Consider the following 15,894-nt stretch of genomic DNA (forward strand, 5'->3'; position numbering starts at 1 on the left):
ATGCGGTATGCAGCCAACAAAAAAAGCACGCATCCCGCAAAGGGACGAGTGCTCTAATAGACCCGTGGTTCCACCCTAGTTCAATCAGCAGCTAAACGTACAGGCTACTGATCCTTGTAGACGTCCTATAACGGGAACGGCCCGGTACAGCTTACTGCCACGCTTCATCAAGAAGCCGAGGTTCAACTGGACAGCTACAAAGGGGTATATCGCCGCTGCATCGTGAGGAAATTTCAGCCTAGGTTCCTCTCTCTGGATCGAGCATTGCTGGTGATACATGTCTTTGTCATTGCTTTTACATGTGAATAATTATAATCTGACACCGACTGACAGGTCAAGCCTAGATTGCGGTGTATATTTTCACGGAATGACATTGCGCACGCGTTTCTCCGAAACGACATCTGTCGACTGCACAATGGGCAGCCCCTGCTCATCGAAGAAGTAGCTGCAATGCCCGCATGTGCAGCAGAGCCGTACCCGATGCTCGAATATGGTTTCCAGCGTGCGCATGACAGGCAGCTCCGGCTGCCGCGTGTGAATGACGATTTGCTGCGGCGACACGGTAATCAGCGTACTGACGATCATGTCCTCCATGTTCATTTCCGACTCCAGCATTTCCGCTACGATGCGGTCGGCAGGTACGGTTTCCAGCATTTGAAACTCTTGATCGTAGAGGACGAAGTCACTTCCGCCCTTGTGCAGCACATGCACGATTGGAAGCTTCACTTCCTGCATCCGGACAAAATATTTGAGCAGCGATATAAATTCCTGGTATTGCTTATCCATTACATATTCATCCACCGCATAAGCAACGACTTCCTTCAGTTCTTGCCAGTATGCGGCCAGTCTAAACGTAACGAAGCCATCGAGGTGCAAACGGGTGTTGCTGCTCAGAAACAGCTCGATCTCATCAGCTACTTTCCCCATCCGGCGTTCTCTGTCAGAACGCAGCATAGCCGTATCGGTGTCGTCTTCCTGGACGGCCGGAACAGCCGCGCCGTACAAAATATTTTGGCAATATCGCTCTAGCACTTCGATCTCTTTGACCACTTCATAATGAAATTGCTTGCGTATAATCGCCTTTAACAGCATAGGCTCAAGCTCAGACATAATGTAGCGGGCAAAAGCGGTCGCAGATCTTCGATACATCTTCGGTCCATCCGTAGCGAGCTTGAAATCGGCAAGGTCAACAAGGCATGAAATTTCCATTGTTTCGTACTCCGGCCTTGTGAAGCTCACGAACGGAACAGCGGTATCCTTATCGCTATGTAAATCGACAAATTCTTCGCTCAAACAATGGTGCAGTCGATCAATCGCTTCACGGGAAGCCGAAAGCAAAGAAACAGTGAACAGTTCCATAGGCTCACTCCTAAAAGTTTTTGCGAATAGCAGCCAGCGGCTAGGCCGGCTGGATATAGTGGCCGGTAAATCGGCAAATTGGGCGTTAAACGAACGGACGAGAGGGTCGTTTTGATTCCTTTTCATACTTCATCCAGAGGACAATTCGGGCTTCCTTAACAGTATATGGTTCTGCAAAAGCATATATACGATGTAGGCATTGGCACAGCTAGTGGGGGATTGGAATGGAAGGGGATTCGTGGTATATTTGTTCCAAACGAAGCCGCATCCTCGGAGTGAGTGCCATGGATTATGAATCGATAAATTACAACAGATACCGATGGAATCGCATGCTGCTAAATGGCTTCTGGGCCATTCTGCTCATTACGATTGGATTAGAATGTCTCTATTTAACCATTACGGAAGTGCCCACCAATCAATTCATTATGGAATATATGGTAAGACCCTCGCTGCTGCAGCTCGGGCTTCTCCTCCTCGCCGAGTCAGGACTTCGTTTATTTAAAGGTAAATATCAAGACTATATACTCATCCTCACATCGGCCGTGCTCGCCTTCATCATTGTTTATGTCCACAACTCCATCAACTACTTACTCATCGCGCTTTTCTTACCTGTCATGGTATCGATATTTTATTTCCAGACTCTTAAGCTTCTATTTGCCTTAGCCAATACGCTGACATCGCTTTACATCATGTATTGGACGAATGACTTGATGCACACGGATATTTCATTAGTAGGACTTACGACCATTACCGTTATGTTCAGTGTATTTACGCTTGTGGCATGGGGCATTCTGCGACGTGGCCGCGAGCTGCTTGATCATCTGAAAGCCTATTTCGAATCCAATCAACAGCTTCTCGTGAAGACGGTATGGATGGACAAGCTGGCGAAGACGGACGCCTTAACCGACCTGTACAATCACATTACGTTTCACGAATATATGGATAGACTGATCGACCAGCATGAACGAAACGGACTTCCACTGCAGCTTGCGATCATCGATATCGATAACTTCAAGCTCGTCAATGATACCTTCGGCCATCGTGCCGGAGATGCGGTGCTCAAATCCGTCTCGGAGCTTATTCGCGGCAAAGCTTGCGCCAATGATTTCGTCGCCCGCTATGGCGGAGAGGAATTCGCTATCCTCTATACGGACAAAACCAGCACCGAATCCTATATCATTACCGAGCAAATTCGTGAAGAAATCGCCCAAGTCCCGCACGAGACGCTTGGTTCAAGCCCCGTCACGATCAGCGCCGGATTCGCTGAATATACCTCCGGTGAGGGAAAAGAGCACTTCTTCAATCGTGTTGATGCGGCGCTATATAAAGCCAAGAATAGCGGCAAGAACCGTAGTATTGTTTCCAATTTGGAGCAGTATCAGCAAAGTCAGCTCGCCTAAGGCGAAACGGCTGTCGCCGTCCTATCGGCGGAGAAGCTCGTTTCATTCCCGTAAAATATTAGCGTGTTATAAGGTGAAACTGATACCGCGCCTATGTTTTAAACAAACAAAAGCTTCCCATCAGGAACTGCCATTCCTGATGGGAAGCTTTTTATATGGACGGTCTATTAGTTTTGCATGATAAAGTCGTTCTGCGCCATTTCGGATTCGTTGTACATCTTCAGGATCTCATAACGCGTGTTGCGCTGCGCTGGGATCTTGCCTGTTTCGCGAATCAAGCGAAGAATGGAATCGATATTGACCTTATGCGTCGTTCCTGCGGCCGAAACCACATTCTCCTCAATCATTGTGCTGCCGAAGTCGTTACAGCCGTAGGACAATGAAAGCTTGCCCACTTCCGGCCCCATAGTTACCCATGAAGATTGGAAATTATCGATATTGTCGAGCGTAATCCGGCTGATCGCCAATGTTTTCAAGTACTCTTCCGGCGTCGCTTTCTCCCGCTTCATGTTCGTGTTCTCCGGCTGGAATGTCCATGGAATGAACGCTAGGAAACCTTTGGAGTTATAGCCGTTCGCTATGCACTCATCCTGTGCGTCACGCACACGAAGCAAATGAAGCGCACGCTCCTCCATCTCTTCCCCGAACCCGATAACCATCGTAGCTGTCGTGTTCATGCCGATGCGATGGGCCGTCTTCATGACGTCCATCCAATCCGTCCAAGAGCCCTTCAACCGGCTGATCTTGCGTCTTGTCCGGTCATCCAGAATTTCGCCGCCGCCGCCCGGAAGCGAATCCAGTCCCGCACGATTCAGCTCGCGAAGCACCTCTTCAAGCGATTGTCCGCCCGAAAGCAACACCATCTTATGAATCTCCGCCGGGGAGAAAGAGTGCATCGTAATGCCTGGATAATGCTGCTTGATCTTACGCAATAAATCCAAGTAATACGAGAATGGCAGCTCTGGATTTACGCCGCCCTGCATCAGAATCTCGGTTCCCCCGACATCCATGGTTTCCTTGATCTTCTGCAAAATGACTTCATCCGGAAGCACGTAGCCTTCCTTCGAGCCGGGCGCTCGGTAAAACGCGCAGAAACGGCAATACACATCGCATACGTTCGTGTAATTGATGTTCCGTCCGACAACGAAGGTCGTTACCGGATCAGGATGATGCCGAAGCATAATCTGATTGGCCACATGGCCCATTTTCTCAATTTCATCGGATTCGAAAAGTGTCACGCACTCCTCAAGTCCAATCCGTTCTCCTTGCAGTGCTTTATCTAAAATGCGATCTACCTGTTGCACGATGGAGACCTCCTTCTCTATCAACATATCCGTCACTTGCTACGTTTCAACTAATACTACCACAAACGCCAACCAGCGTCATGCACCGACATCGGCCGAAAAAGCCAGCCTAAACGGCGAAAAACGCGGCTAGTCCGCCGGGACTGCCGCGTATCGCATTATTTGCGCCTTATAGGCGGATTGGTTTCCGTTCGAAGCCAGGGCTTCGAATGGAGCATTCCGCCATAGGCGGATTGGTTTCCGTTCGAAGCCAGGGCTTCGAATGGAGCATTCCGCCATAGGCGGATTGGTTTCCGTTCGAGGCCAAGGCTTCGAATGGAGCATTCCGCCTTATTCCCCTTTAAGCGCCTGATCCAGATCCGCAATCAGGTCATCAATATCCTCTAAACCGACGGAATAACGAAGCAAACCATCTGTGATGCCACGTTCATGACGAACCTCGCGCGGCATCGCCGCATGCGACATCATGGCCGGATAAGACAAAATACTTTCAACAGCACCAAGACTTACCGCGACAAGCGGCAGCTTCACACGGCTGAGAACGGCTTTGGCGCGTTCGCCGTCACCCACATCGAAGGATACGACTGCACCGTAACCCTTCGATTGTTTCTCATGCACTTCGCGGCGCGGATGGTTCGCAAGACCCGGATAATACACGCGTGTAACATCCGGATTGTTGTCGAGCCATTCTGCCAGCTTGCGAGCGCTGCGCTCGCTGTGCTCCATACGCGCTTGAAGCGTCTTCATGCCGCGGATCAGCAGCCATGACTCCTGCGTACCCAGAACGGTGCCAAGACCGTTCTGCAGCTGCTTCAGCCTGCGGCCGAGGCTTTCAGTTGCCACAACGGCAAGGCCTGCAAGAACGTCACTGTGGCCGCCCAGAAACTTCGTGGCGCTGTGCAGGACGATATCGACCCCGAGCTCGATTGGACGCTGATGGTACGGCGTCATAAATGTATTGTCCAGCAATGTAATCAGCTCATGCTCCTTCGCCCAAGCCGCGACTTCACCAATATCGGTGATTTTCAGCGTCGGGTTAGATGGGGTCTCCATGAAGACCGCCTTCGTATTCGGCCGGAGCGCTGCTTTCACCGCTTCAAAGTCCGTCATATCTACGAACGTGGACTCAATGCCAAGACGGTTCAGCACCGTTGTCAGCAGGCGGTAGGTCCCGCCGTAAACGTCCTCGGTGACGATGATGTGATCGCCTGTCGAGAACAGCAGGAACGCTGTCGAGATCGCTGCCATACCGGATGCAAATGCAAAGCCGCGAACGCCGCCTTCAAGCAGCGTAATGTAATCTTCCAAAGCCTGACGCGTCGGATTGCCGGAACGGCTGTAATCGTACGTCGGCGGGTTGAAAATGTCATGATGATGGAACGTAGAAGCTTGATAAATCGGCACGCTCGATGCGCCGGTTTGTCCATCGATCTCCGCCCCGAAATGAATCAATTTCGTTGCAAATTGTTTCTCTGCGCTGTCATTGCCTTTTCTCTTGTCCGGATGCTGCTCTGCCATGATGGTTTATGCCTCCCCAAGCTCACGTTTTGCTGCTTCAAAGGCTTGCGCCAAATCCGCGATCAAATCATTCACGTGCTCAATGCCGACTGAGAAACGAAGCAGACGGTCATCTACGCCGATTTTCTGACGAATTTCCAACGGAATATCCGCATGCGTTTGTACGGCCGGATACGTCATCAGCGATTCCACGCCGCCGAGGCTTTCGGCGAAAGCAATCAGCTTAATATGACGAAGGATCGGCTCCACATAAGCTGCTTTCTTCAAGCGGAACGAGAAGATACCGGTATTGCCGGAGGACTGACGGTTCTGTATCTCATGACCCGGGTGATGAGGCAGCGCAGGATAATATACATCCTCTATCACTTCATGCGTTAGCAGCCAGTTCGCGATCGCTGTTGCATTCGCTTGATGGCGTTCCATCCGCAGCGCCAGCGTCTTCATCCCGCGCATCAGAAGCCACGAATCCTGTGGTCCCAGAACAGCGCCGAGCGAGTTGTGAAGGAATCCCATCTCAGCGGATAGTTCCTTGCCCTTCGTTACGATAAGGCCCGCCAGCACGTCATTGTGGCCGCCAAGGTACTTCGTAGCGCTATGCACGATGACGTCTGCACCAAGCTCGATTGGACGCTGGAAGAACGGAGTAAGCAGCGTGTTATCTACTATGGACAGCAAGCCTTTGGACTTCGCCCATGAACAAACGCGCTCCAAATCTGTAATCATCATCAGCGGATTCGTCGGCGTCTCGATCAAGATCGCTTTCGTAGCCGGCGTAACCAGCTGGTTCATCGCATCGATATCATTCGTATCGACGTAAGAAGCTGACACGCCGAAGCGAGTCATAATCTTCTCCAGCAAGCGGTATGTACCGCCGTATAGATCCAAGGAAACGAGCAAATGGTCGCCTTGGCCAAACAGCGAGAAGACAGTCGTCAGCGCAGCCATGCCGCTGCTGCAAGCAAACGCGGCGTCGCCGGACTCCAGCTCTGCAGCCGCTTCTTCAAGCACACTGCGGGTCGGGCTCTTCGTGCGAGCATAGTCAAAGCCCGTGCTTTCGCCAAGCTTCGGGTGGCGGAAAGCTGTTGCTTGGTACACCGGGAAGCTGATTGCTCCGGTAACAGGCTCTTTAATGGATCCAATTTGTGCTAAGCGGCTTTCTATTTTCATCTGAAGTGACTCCCTCTCGTCGAATATTGAACTTCTTATTTAAATGCCTGCACCCAAATCATATGGGGTTTGCTGATAAACATAATAATTCAACCAGTTCGAGAACAGCAGATTGGCATGCGCTCTCCAGCTCGACAGCGGAATCTTCGACGGGTCGTTGTTTGGATAGTAATTCTTCGGCAAAGCAATATCCATTCCTTTGGCTACATCGCGATCGTATTCAGCCTTGAGTGACAACGGATCGTATTCCGAATGACCGGTTACGAAAACTTGTCTGCCGTCCTTGGAAGCAACCAGATAAACGCCGGCTTCCGGCGATTCAGACAGGATCTCCAGATCCTCTATATTGTCGATATCATCGCGGCGAACTTCCGTATGACGCGATTGCGGAACTAGGAATAGTTCGTCAAAACCGCGTACAAGCGGAACATTGCGCTTCTCAACCGTATGCGGGAATACGCCGAACACCTTATCCGCCAGCTCGTATTTGGGAATGCCGTAGTGGTGATACAATCCGGCTTGTGCGCCCCAACAGATGTGGAAGGTTGACGTTACGCGACGAGCCGACCAATCCATAATATCCTGCAGCTCTTCCCAATAGTTGACCTCTTCGAACGGCAGCGTCTCTACAGGGGCTCCGGTAATAACCAAGCCGTCGTAGTACTCATGCTTAATATCGTCGAACGTTTTATAAAACGACTCCAAATGCTCGGACGACGTATTCTTCGACGTGTGAGTCCGAGGATGAAGCAGCACGACTTCCACCTGCAGCGGCGTGTTCCCGATTAAACGGAGCAGCTGTGTTTCGGTCGTTTCTTTAGTGGGCATTAAATTAAGAATGGCTATCCGGAGCGGACGGATATCTTGATGATAGGCAACGCTCTCATCCATTAGAAAGATATTCTCATCAGTCAAAACATCTTTCGCAGGTAGTTGGTCTGGTACTTTAATCGGCATGATAATCTCTCCAGTCTGCTTGGATTGTCACTGAGGAGCGCAATGAAAACAGCCCCTCTCATTAGAGAGGGGCACAAATGTATCGTTCATGCGCCTCTCATCTCTCAGAAACATACGTTTCCGCAAGAATTAGCACCGTACGTTTACACGCCGGTTGCCGGGCTTCATCGGGCTAGTCCCTCCGCCTGCTCTTGATAAGAAAGCTTGCTTATTTAATTAAAGAAATTCCTTAGTTCTTACTTTAAATCATTCCTTTATTCCCGTCAAGGAGATCCCCCTTCACCATCGACAAGAATCGCGTAACCATGGGCTTTTCCCTGCATATGCTGATACAGAACCATGCACGCTACTTTCTTCTTGAATGGAAAGACATTGTCGGAGTATACTAGACAAGAATTACGCTTTAAGCAGTGAATAATTGACCATTAAAGGGGTGTTTACGACTATGGAAGGCGACCCGAGGCCTGCGGGCAACCGCACTGATAACCGGTTTACACGGAAGATAGCAGGAAGGCTTATGTCATCCAATCCTATTCGCAAACGCGCCGCTTCTAGATAGATGGACTAGAGCAAGCAGCACGGCACCGCGCGACATGGCTTGCTTGATGTTGCCTGATTCTGTTCTCCTCCTCATAACCGGCATCCGGGAATTACTGCAACAACGAGAGGAGGAACGCGGATGAAGATCCGTCACGTGAATCAAGGTGTTTTCACACCGGTTGATGACATTCAAGCTGCCGTCGTGCCGCCTGCCGAGGGCTTCTACTGGATTGATGCCGATGTGGATGACCTCGCTGTGCTCCAGCCGATATTCGCGCTGCATGAGCTGGCTGTCGAAGACTGTTTGAGTGAAGAAGAGCAACGGCCTAAGATTGAAATTCATGAAGGCCATTATTTTATTGTAATAAACAGCATCCGTTTTGATGATGAAGAAATTTTCCTACGTGCCCTGAACATTTTTCTGGGCCGCCATTATATTATTACCGTTACGAAACAGAAAATTAACGAGCTTCGCACGTTGAAGCCGGTCCTGCTTGAAGAGCAAGTCAGCCGCCCCGACCGTTTCCTCTATCATCTGGTCGATATCGTCGTTGATAATTACTTCCTCGTCGGCGATCGGATTGAGGCGCGGATCGAAAGCTTGGAAGAAGATATTTTGGTCCACACCAAGAAATCGCATCTGAATGAAATTATCGGACTTCGAAGCGAAATTCTCTGGCTCAAGAAAGTACTTGGACCACAGAAGGAGCTTATAGCAACACTCAATAAGAAAGACTTGAAACTCATCGACGATCAATTGCAGAAGTACTTTAGCGATATCTATGAGAATGCCGTCAAAATTGCCGAGACTTTCGAGACCTACCGCGATCTGATGGGCAACTTACGAGAGGCTTACCAGTCTTCGCTTGCGAACCGCGCGAATGAAATCATGCGCGTCTTTACCGCGCTGACCACGATCTTCATGCCACTCACGTTCATTACCGGTATCTACGGAATGAATTTCGACTTTATACCTGGGCTCCATCTGCACGGCGGCTCTTACTTGCTGCTCACGTTTATGCTCTTGCTCGGTTTCGGGATGTTTTTCATTTTCCGCAAGAAAGAATGGCTGTGAACGGCTAATTAAAAAAGCTCTCCAGGGACGCTCGCGGCCTCAGGAGAGCTTTTTCTATATTAACCGAACGGAAGCTTAAAGGTCTTCTTGGTTAGCGGGTACAGCCATTTGACGCCGCTTGGCGTTAATGTATCCGCTATAAGATGGGACAGATACCCGCTTATCGCGGTGTAGGCAATGCCTTCGATCTCAAGCTGCTGCTCCAGCCCCCAACCGATCGCCCCCCAGGCAACTACCGCCCAGACGGTATGCGTTAACCCTCGGTGGTTCAGCCAGGGCACCCACGCAACATACAGACCAAGCCCCATCAGCCAACGATGACCGATCGCATATCCTGCATACATTAATCCAACGCCAATTATACTCACGAGCGCATCCCGAATCATGCCATTGCGAGAAATCATGCCCAGAAGAAAGACGGCTGCTGCGGCAATCGTCAAATACGGATAAAAGATAGCTTCAAACCAATAATAATACGCCGCCGCTGCAGCTGCCGCGACTCCGCCCCACAGCATAAGGGCGCGGATTACCCTTGCCGGCTTGCTAAGCTTGCTGCTCAGCATATTCGTCCCATCCAAATCCGCGCTAAGTGCGGAAAATGCCGCAACAATGATAAACGCCGCAGCATTGGTCAGCGTGATGGGATGCGTAGCTGCAGCAACCACCCCGATTGCGACGCCAATCGCTAAATGTGTCGTTCCTTTCATATTTGCCTCCTCATTCTGACTGACTATGTAGATAAAATAATCACCATCATCGAACGTTAGTTCGCTTTTCGAATGATTATACCTTCTTTTCCATCGTCATTCAATAGGAATTCCGACATGTAAAAGGCATCGCTTGAAGTACTTCCAAACGATGCCTTCGTATGATATCAACGATGTATGGCGGGCAGTTAGTTACACGAGTCCCTCTCCTGCCAGCGCTTCCTTGCGGCCTTTATCCAGATTCACATAGTACAGCAGGATGATGCCTATGATGAAGAACGCCAGCAGCGCCAGTATACCTAAACGACTGGAACCGGTTATCGTACCGACAACGGAGAAGACGGCCGGCCCCGCTACTGCAGCAAATTTGCTGGATAAGCTCAGGAAGCCGAAAAACTCGGCGGTTCGCGAAGGCGGCACCAATGTGGCGTACAGCGACCTTGCCGTCGCTTGGCTCCCTCCTTGCACGAAGCCGACCAACACGGCCAATGCATAGAAGTGAAGTGCGCTCGTCATGAAATAGCCAAGCATAACAATCAGCACATACACAAGCAGTGAGCAATAAAGCGACTTCTTCATCCCGATACGTGAGGCGAATCGGATGAATAGCAGTGTGCATGGATAGCCGACAAACTGTGTAATAAGCAATGCGGCAATCAAATCCATGGTCTCAATTCCGATGCCGCTCCCATAGATCGTTGCCATAACGATAACCGTACTAATGCCATCATTGAAGAACCAGAAGGATGCCATATACTTGAGCAGCTCCGGGTAATGCTTCAACGTCTTCATCGTGTTGTTGATGCGCTGCATCCCTCTCCGCATCATATCTCCGAAACCATCGGAAGTCCCTTTGGCCGTTTCCTTCACATTGCGCATAATTGGAAGCGAGAATAGGATCCACCAAATCCCAACCGTAACGAAGACGGTCTGCGTGGCAACTGTTTTATTGGGGAAGCCCACTAACGACCATTTCTCGATCATGATTAAATTGACCAGCAGCAGTAAACCGCCGCCTAAGTAACCCATCGCATACCCTTTATTGCTCACGGCATTCAGTGTTTCCGGTGTCGAAACCTCCGTGATTAATCCATCATAGAACGTATTAGAGGCGGCATAGCCGATCGTTCCGATAACAACCAATATAGAAGCAAGCAGCCAATCATTCGTCCCAACCAGCGCCATACAGATCGTTGCGATAGAGCCGATAAACATGAACACCGATAAGAAACGAACCTTCGATCCTGAATAGTCAGCAATCGCTCCCATAATCGGACATAGGATGGCAACGAAAATCATCGCGATGGTTTGCGTGTAGCCCCAGTAATTCTCAGCTGTATTGCCGCTCAAATCAGCCCCTGCTACCGTTTTGTAGTAGATCGGCATAACCGCGGCCATAATGGTCGTGACAAAAGCAGAATTGGCCCAATCGTACATCATCCAGCTGCGTACTGCCTTCGGATTCATCCTCTTCGCTCCTTTAATAGCGCATGAATTGTCACCTATAACCAACATTCGACAGCCTCGTAATTGAATCCTGCTCGAACTCACGATCGCTTACCCACTGTTTGGCACTTTTGCCGTCGAGCTGATTTTACATTATAATGATATATAGCTGTGATAAAAATCTTTAATCGCTAAAGGAGGGATTCCGTGAATATTAACCAACTTGAAACGTTGTTAACCATCTCACGCACCATGAGCTTTCGCAAAGCAGGAGAGCTGCTTAATCTAACGCAGCCGGCTGTTTCTGCCCAAATCAAAAGCTTAGAGGATGAGTTTAAAACGGTTCTAATTGATCGGAATCAACCCGTCACCTTAACGGACCGCGGACAAGTGTTTCTTGATCACGCCGAGCGCATATTAGCCATCGTAGAAGAACTGAAGCAGAAGCTCTCTGACCTAAGCCAAACGCCGCAGGGTCATATCGTGCTGGGAACAACCTCATCGATCGCGATTCAAATTTTGCCTCGGGTGCTGTCTTATTTTCAAAATCAATTCCCGCTTATCAAAACAACGATTCACTCCATGCCCTCTTCAGGAGTTATGGCCAGTGTAGAGAATGGCAGTGTAGACATCGGCATCACCTATCTGTCGGAACGCAATCCGAATGTGGAAACATCCATCCTGTATTATGATACCTACGAACTGGTCGTTGCTCCCGAGCATCCCATGAGCCATTTGAAGCATACTACCGTAGAATCGCTCAAGGACATTCCCATGATTATGCTCTCACCGGACACATTAGGACGACGTTTTCTGGATCAAATTTTCCGCAAATACAATCTGCACCCGAACATCGTGATGGAGCTTTCGAGCAGCGAGGAAGTGAAGCGGATGGTCGAGATCAATTTAGGCGCTGCAGTGGTGTCTAAGCTATCCATTGCCAAAGAGGTTCAGCTCGGCACGCTGAAGCGGATTAAAGTGAATGAGCTCGATATGAGCCATCCGGTCGGTTTAGTTTATAAGTCAGGACGATATATCAACTCAGCAATGCAGCAGTTTTTGAGCGATTTGAAGGGTATGCCCGAAGATCATTTCATTAGCAGCGAGTAGGAGGAGATTCAGTTTGAAATTCGACTTACATACGCATCACTTCCGGTGCGGACATGCAGACGATAATATCGAGGACTATATTAAGGCAGGGATTAAGGCAGGTCTATCCGTCATCGGAATTTCCGATCATTCCCCTTATTTCGCAAGCGATCAGGAACAACCGAATCCAGGCATTGCAATGGGAAAAAGCGAATTTGCCCGTTATGTCGAGGAAGTGCTGAAGCTCAAAGCTAAGTATGAGGGCACCATCGACGTGCTGCTCGGCGTGGAGTCCGACTTCTTCCCTCAGCACGCTCAGGTTTATCGGGATGTGTATGCCGGTTATCCTTTTGACTATATTATCGGTTCCGTCCATCAGTCGCGCGGTGTCAGCATCTTCAATCGCAATCGTTGGAAGAACCTCTCAGAAGCACAGCAAATCGATGAAAAACGCCATTATTACGAGCTTATCGGCCAATCGGCACGAAGCGGCATGTTCCAAATTCTCGGTCATATCGACGCGATGAAAGGCTATTACCCTGCTTTCTCCGCACTTGCCGCAGACGAAGCGATCGATGATTGCCTGAAAGCCATTGGGGAGAGCAGCGTTTCCATCGAAATTAACACCTCCGGCAAAACCAAAGATGCGGGCGGCTGGTATCCTTCCGATGCGATATTGGAGCGTGCACTGCACTTTGGCGTGACGGTTTCGTTCGGGTCTGATGCCCATAAGCCGAGCCGTGTCGGTGAAGATTGGGAGCTTGTTGCGAAGCGTCTGAAGGAAATCGGGTTTACGGAATGGTTTTATTACAAAAACAAGAAGCCGGTTCGTGTAGCCCTATAGATAAAAAAGTGGACCTGCACGCGGCAGGTCCGAAGTCATATATAATCAAAAGGGGGTCTTGGTTACTATAATACCCCTCGAATATGAAGGAACCATAACAGAACCATTTCATTTGTGTAACATTTATTAAAGGTGGAATTGACAATGTGGTTTGCAGCAGCCGTCGGCAGTGCGGTACTGTTCGGGTTGGCTGGCTGGTGGATGAAGGTGTCCCAGATGCAGAGCGGTTCCTCCGCTTACCTGCTTCTGGGTCTTTATATTTCCGGGACCTGCGGATTTGGCATTCACGCCGCGTTGGAGCACACGCTGCTGCCATCGCTGGCCGATCCGCGGGTTTGGCTCGCCGGCTTGCTCATCGGTGCAGGGTCCGCCCTCGGAAACGCGCTCTTCATGAAAGCGCTGGAATGGGGCCCTGCCAGTCTGACATCACCGCTTACGAACATGAATATCATTCTTGTTATCGCACTTGGCACCTTTGGCTACAACGAACAGCTCTCGAAAACGGAGCTTGGCGGCGTCCTATTGCTTCTGTTAGCCGTTCTGCTTGTCTCTATGCGAGGCAAGGAAAAGGCCTTCCGTATAGCGCCGCGATGGTATTTCTACGTTGGCATCAGCATTCTGCTCTTCGCGATTCGCAATGGGGGTCTGAAGGTCACAGGTGACCTTGGACTAGCCAGCGCGCCGATCTTATTCGTCGCTTACAGCTTATCTATTGTTTGGTTTGCCGGGGTCGCCCGCCAAGAGCGAAACCGCAGAACTTCACTCGGCAGCTTTCGTTCCGATGAAGTTTCAAGCATCATGCAGAAATCGCTTCGCGCTCCTTCAATTGGGATGAAATGGGGGCTAGTCGCCGGCCTTTTCTCCTACGGCGGACTTCAGCTTTACGCTGTGGCGCTCGAAACGGGTCGTGCCAACATAGCCGGTCCCATTTTTGCCGCCAACAGTTTGGTCGTTGCTGCAGGCGCCATCATTTTGTACCGCGAGCGACTGAACGTTTATCAATGGACGGCTTTCGTGCTGACCATTGCCGGTCTTGTCCTAATTCGCCTATAACGGATTACTCATTCATCATTCGGAGTTACGTCTCAGAAACACTTTGCGCAGCGTAGATTCGAAGTTACTAAGGTTCCGGCGTATATATCGGCGGAACCGCCCTGCTGCGGACAGCTTCATCACCGAGCCCCAACCATCATATCGTCCCCCACTGCCTGCCAGCAGCGAATGAAGCTCACGTACGCGCTCATTAACCGTATCGAGCCGAACATCCTCGAACCGGCTTATCACGAGTGGATAGGGGTAGCCCTGCTCAGGGTTCCCTTCCTTCTCCTTCTCGATTACATAGCCAAGCCCTGTCAACATCGACTCAATTTCGCGGCGGTCATCGTCCTCACGAAACAACAGCCAGTGATAGACGTTTCTGGGCTGCCCAATATTGTCCCCTTTATGGATAAGCGCATAGATCATCTGTGCATTGTGCACAAACAGCTCCTCAAGCGCATCCGGCAGCATGAACGTGTAAAACTCCCACTGCGGATCTGTTTTGCGATAGACCTGTGCTCGGAAAGGCCAGTTCTCATCCAGCCAAGCGTGGATTTCGGGAAGATTAGGGCTCTCCCCTTTCGTGTAATAATAAAACTCAAGCCGCGTAGCTGCATTGATTCGCCCAATATAGATGGCTCCCGCAGTACGGTTCAGCCAATGTTCAAGTTTGGATTCCAACTGCTCCAATTGTTTGACAAAATCCCGATTCGAGCGATTATGCGCGCGAACCGGATATAAGTTAATCGTAATCGAGAGCAAATCCGTATACGGTATGATCGGAGCGGAGTTTCGATATCCGACATTAATCAACACGCGCAGCTGCTCCGATTCCGTCCGGCGTTCATAAAATCCCCAGTTGTCCGACATCCGGCACCTCAATATCGTGGTATAATAGCATTACTACAGTATCTTAGAATTATTTCGGCAGTGCATGCAAAGTTAATAAGCAATTTGGAAAAATACCCCAGGTGGATGCAACTAACTTAAGTATAGTATATAATGAATGAAAAGCATTTGTCTTGTATTGACGAATAGCCCTCCCTTTTGAAAACGTCATGTGCTACAATAGAAACATTGAAAGCGGGGTGATAACGTGGATTATTCCAAGATGTGCCCAAAGTATGAGTGCGCAACTGAGTTGCTCGGGAAGAAATGGACTGGCATGATCGTTCGCGTTCTGCTCGGCGGGCCGAAACGGTTTAAGGAAATGAAAGAGCAAATCCCGGAGATGAGCGATAAAATGCTGACCGACCGGATGAAAGAGCTCGAACAATTCGATATCATTAAACGTAACGTCTATCCGGAAATGCCGGTTCGAATTGAATATGAATTAACCGCAAAGGGACGGGGACTAGAACCCGTTATCCAATCGATACAAGATTGGGGCGAGAATTGGTGTTAAAGGCTGCCGTAGCTTACGGCAGCTTTTTTACTTACGGGAAAACAT

The 15,894-nt window shown here is 49.8% G+C and carries 14 protein-coding genes and 1 riboswitch; of the genes, 6 read left to right on the forward strand and 8 right to left on the reverse strand.

The genetic code is table 11. The annotated features are described in order from the left end of the window. Positions 1-360: 360 nt before the first annotated feature. Positions 361-1,359 carry a putative sporulation protein YtxC gene (locus AC6ESO_RS06185; RefSeq protein WP_497090632.1) on the reverse strand — a complete coding sequence of 333 codons (999 nt, stop codon included), beginning with the start codon at positions 1,357-1,359 and terminating at the stop codon, positions 361-363. Between the two features lie 284 nt (positions 1,360-1,643). Here AC6ESO_RS06185 and AC6ESO_RS06190 point away from each other — a divergent pair, with 284 nt between their 5' ends. Further along, on the forward strand, positions 1,644-2,759 hold the full coding sequence (locus AC6ESO_RS06190; RefSeq protein WP_497090633.1) for a GGDEF domain-containing protein: 1,116 nt from the start codon (positions 1,644-1,646) through the stop codon (positions 2,757-2,759). 167 nt (positions 2,760-2,926) lie between these two features. Here the strand turns inward: AC6ESO_RS06190 and mqnC are convergent, their stop codons facing one another. From mqnC to metA, 4 genes are all read right to left on the reverse strand, one after another. Continuing rightward, positions 2,927-4,063, reverse strand: a complete 1,137-nt coding sequence (gene mqnC / locus AC6ESO_RS06195) for a cyclic dehypoxanthinyl futalosine synthase (RefSeq protein WP_090981967.1) — start codon at positions 4,061-4,063, stop codon at positions 2,927-2,929. Positions 4,064-4,393: 330 nt separating this feature from the next. Then, positions 4,394-5,581, reverse strand: coding sequence for an aminotransferase class I/II-fold pyridoxal phosphate-dependent enzyme (locus tag AC6ESO_RS06200; protein ID WP_497090634.1), 1,188 nt, complete (start codon positions 5,579-5,581; stop codon positions 4,394-4,396). Between the two features lie 6 nt (positions 5,582-5,587). Continuing rightward, complete coding sequence (locus tag AC6ESO_RS06205) at positions 5,588-6,748, reverse strand: PLP-dependent transferase (protein WP_497090635.1); 1,161 nt, start codon at positions 6,746-6,748, stop codon at positions 5,588-5,590. A 39-nt stretch (positions 6,749-6,787) separates the two neighbouring features. Beyond that, the gene (metA, locus tag AC6ESO_RS06210) at positions 6,788-7,705 is read right to left on the reverse strand and encodes a homoserine O-acetyltransferase MetA (RefSeq protein WP_497090636.1); all 918 of its coding nucleotides are present in this window, start codon (positions 7,703-7,705) and stop codon (positions 6,788-6,790) included. Between the two features lie 94 nt (positions 7,706-7,799). Continuing rightward, positions 7,800-7,906: riboswitch (SAM riboswitch) on the reverse strand. A 478-nt stretch (positions 7,907-8,384) separates the two neighbouring features. On the opposite strand from metA, the gene corA reads away from it, so the two are divergent. After that, on the forward strand, positions 8,385-9,320 hold the full coding sequence (gene corA, locus AC6ESO_RS06215; RefSeq protein WP_494818426.1) for a magnesium/cobalt transporter CorA: 936 nt from the start codon (positions 8,385-8,387) through the stop codon (positions 9,318-9,320). A 59-nt stretch (positions 9,321-9,379) separates the two neighbouring features. Here the strand turns inward: corA and AC6ESO_RS06220 are convergent, their stop codons facing one another. Together AC6ESO_RS06220 and AC6ESO_RS06225 are read right to left on the reverse strand one after the other, a co-directional pair. Continuing rightward, positions 9,380-10,027 (reverse strand): metal-dependent hydrolase, encoded by a 648-nt coding sequence (locus tag AC6ESO_RS06220; protein ID WP_497090637.1) that lies wholly within the window; start codon positions 10,025-10,027, stop codon positions 9,380-9,382. Positions 10,028-10,219: 192 nt separating this feature from the next. After that, positions 10,220-11,494 (reverse strand): MFS transporter, encoded by a 1,275-nt coding sequence (locus AC6ESO_RS06225; protein WP_497090638.1) that lies wholly within the window; start codon positions 11,492-11,494, stop codon positions 10,220-10,222. Positions 11,495-11,680: 186 nt separating this feature from the next. Here AC6ESO_RS06225 and AC6ESO_RS06230 point away from each other — a divergent pair, with 186 nt between their 5' ends. From AC6ESO_RS06230 to AC6ESO_RS06240, 3 genes are all read left to right on the forward strand, one after another. After that, a complete protein-coding gene (locus AC6ESO_RS06230) occupies positions 11,681-12,583 on the forward strand; it encodes a LysR substrate-binding domain-containing protein (protein WP_494818423.1) in 903 nt (300 codons plus the stop codon). A 13-nt stretch (positions 12,584-12,596) separates the two neighbouring features. Then, entirely contained in the window at positions 12,597-13,406 is an 810-nt protein-coding gene (locus AC6ESO_RS06235) for a histidinol-phosphatase (RefSeq protein WP_497090639.1), read from the forward strand. A 144-nt stretch (positions 13,407-13,550) separates the two neighbouring features. After that, positions 13,551-14,459 (forward strand): EamA family transporter, encoded by a 909-nt coding sequence (locus tag AC6ESO_RS06240; RefSeq protein ID WP_497090640.1) that lies wholly within the window; start codon positions 13,551-13,553, stop codon positions 14,457-14,459. 15 nt (positions 14,460-14,474) lie between these two features. On the opposite strand, the gene AC6ESO_RS06245 is transcribed toward AC6ESO_RS06240, so the two are convergent. After that, positions 14,475-15,314 carry a DUF695 domain-containing protein gene (locus AC6ESO_RS06245; protein WP_497090641.1) on the reverse strand — a complete coding sequence of 280 codons (840 nt, stop codon included), beginning with the start codon at positions 15,312-15,314 and terminating at the stop codon, positions 14,475-14,477. 226 nt (positions 15,315-15,540) lie between these two features. Here AC6ESO_RS06245 and AC6ESO_RS06250 point away from each other — a divergent pair, with 226 nt between their 5' ends. Further along, on the forward strand, positions 15,541-15,849 hold the full coding sequence (locus AC6ESO_RS06250; protein ID WP_091221031.1) for a winged helix-turn-helix transcriptional regulator: 309 nt from the start codon (positions 15,541-15,543) through the stop codon (positions 15,847-15,849). The last annotated feature ends 45 nt before the right edge of the window (positions 15,850-15,894 follow it).

It is taken from the genome of Paenibacillus rhizoryzae, from assembly GCF_059686995.1.

Coding starts and splice junctions, on each gene's coding strand:
- AC6ESO_RS06190 (WP_497090633.1), top strand. CDS start 1,644: ATGGATTATGAATCGATAAATTACAACAGATACCGATGGAATCGCATG.
- metA (WP_497090636.1), bottom strand. CDS start 7,705: ATGCCGATTAAAGTACCAGACCAACTACCTGCGAAAGATGTTTTGACT.
- AC6ESO_RS06245 (WP_497090641.1), bottom strand. CDS start 15,314: ATGTCGGACAACTGGGGATTTTATGAACGCCGGACGGAATCGGAGCAG.
- corA (WP_494818426.1), top strand. CDS start 8,385: ATGAAGATCCGTCACGTGAATCAAGGTGTTTTCACACCGGTTGATGAC.
- AC6ESO_RS06240 (WP_497090640.1), top strand. CDS start 13,551: ATGTGGTTTGCAGCAGCCGTCGGCAGTGCGGTACTGTTCGGGTTGGCT.
- AC6ESO_RS06205 (WP_497090635.1), bottom strand. CDS start 6,748: ATGAAAATAGAAAGCCGCTTAGCACAAATTGGATCCATTAAAGAGCCT.
- AC6ESO_RS06225 (WP_497090638.1), bottom strand. CDS start 11,494: ATGAATCCGAAGGCAGTACGCAGCTGGATGATGTACGATTGGGCCAAT.
- AC6ESO_RS06200 (WP_497090634.1), bottom strand. CDS start 5,581: ATGGCAGAGCAGCATCCGGACAAGAGAAAAGGCAATGACAGCGCAGAG.
- AC6ESO_RS06220 (WP_497090637.1), bottom strand. CDS start 10,027: ATGAAAGGAACGACACATTTAGCGATTGGCGTCGCAATCGGGGTGGTT.
- AC6ESO_RS06185 (WP_497090632.1), bottom strand. CDS start 1,359: ATGGAACTGTTCACTGTTTCTTTGCTTTCGGCTTCCCGTGAAGCGATT.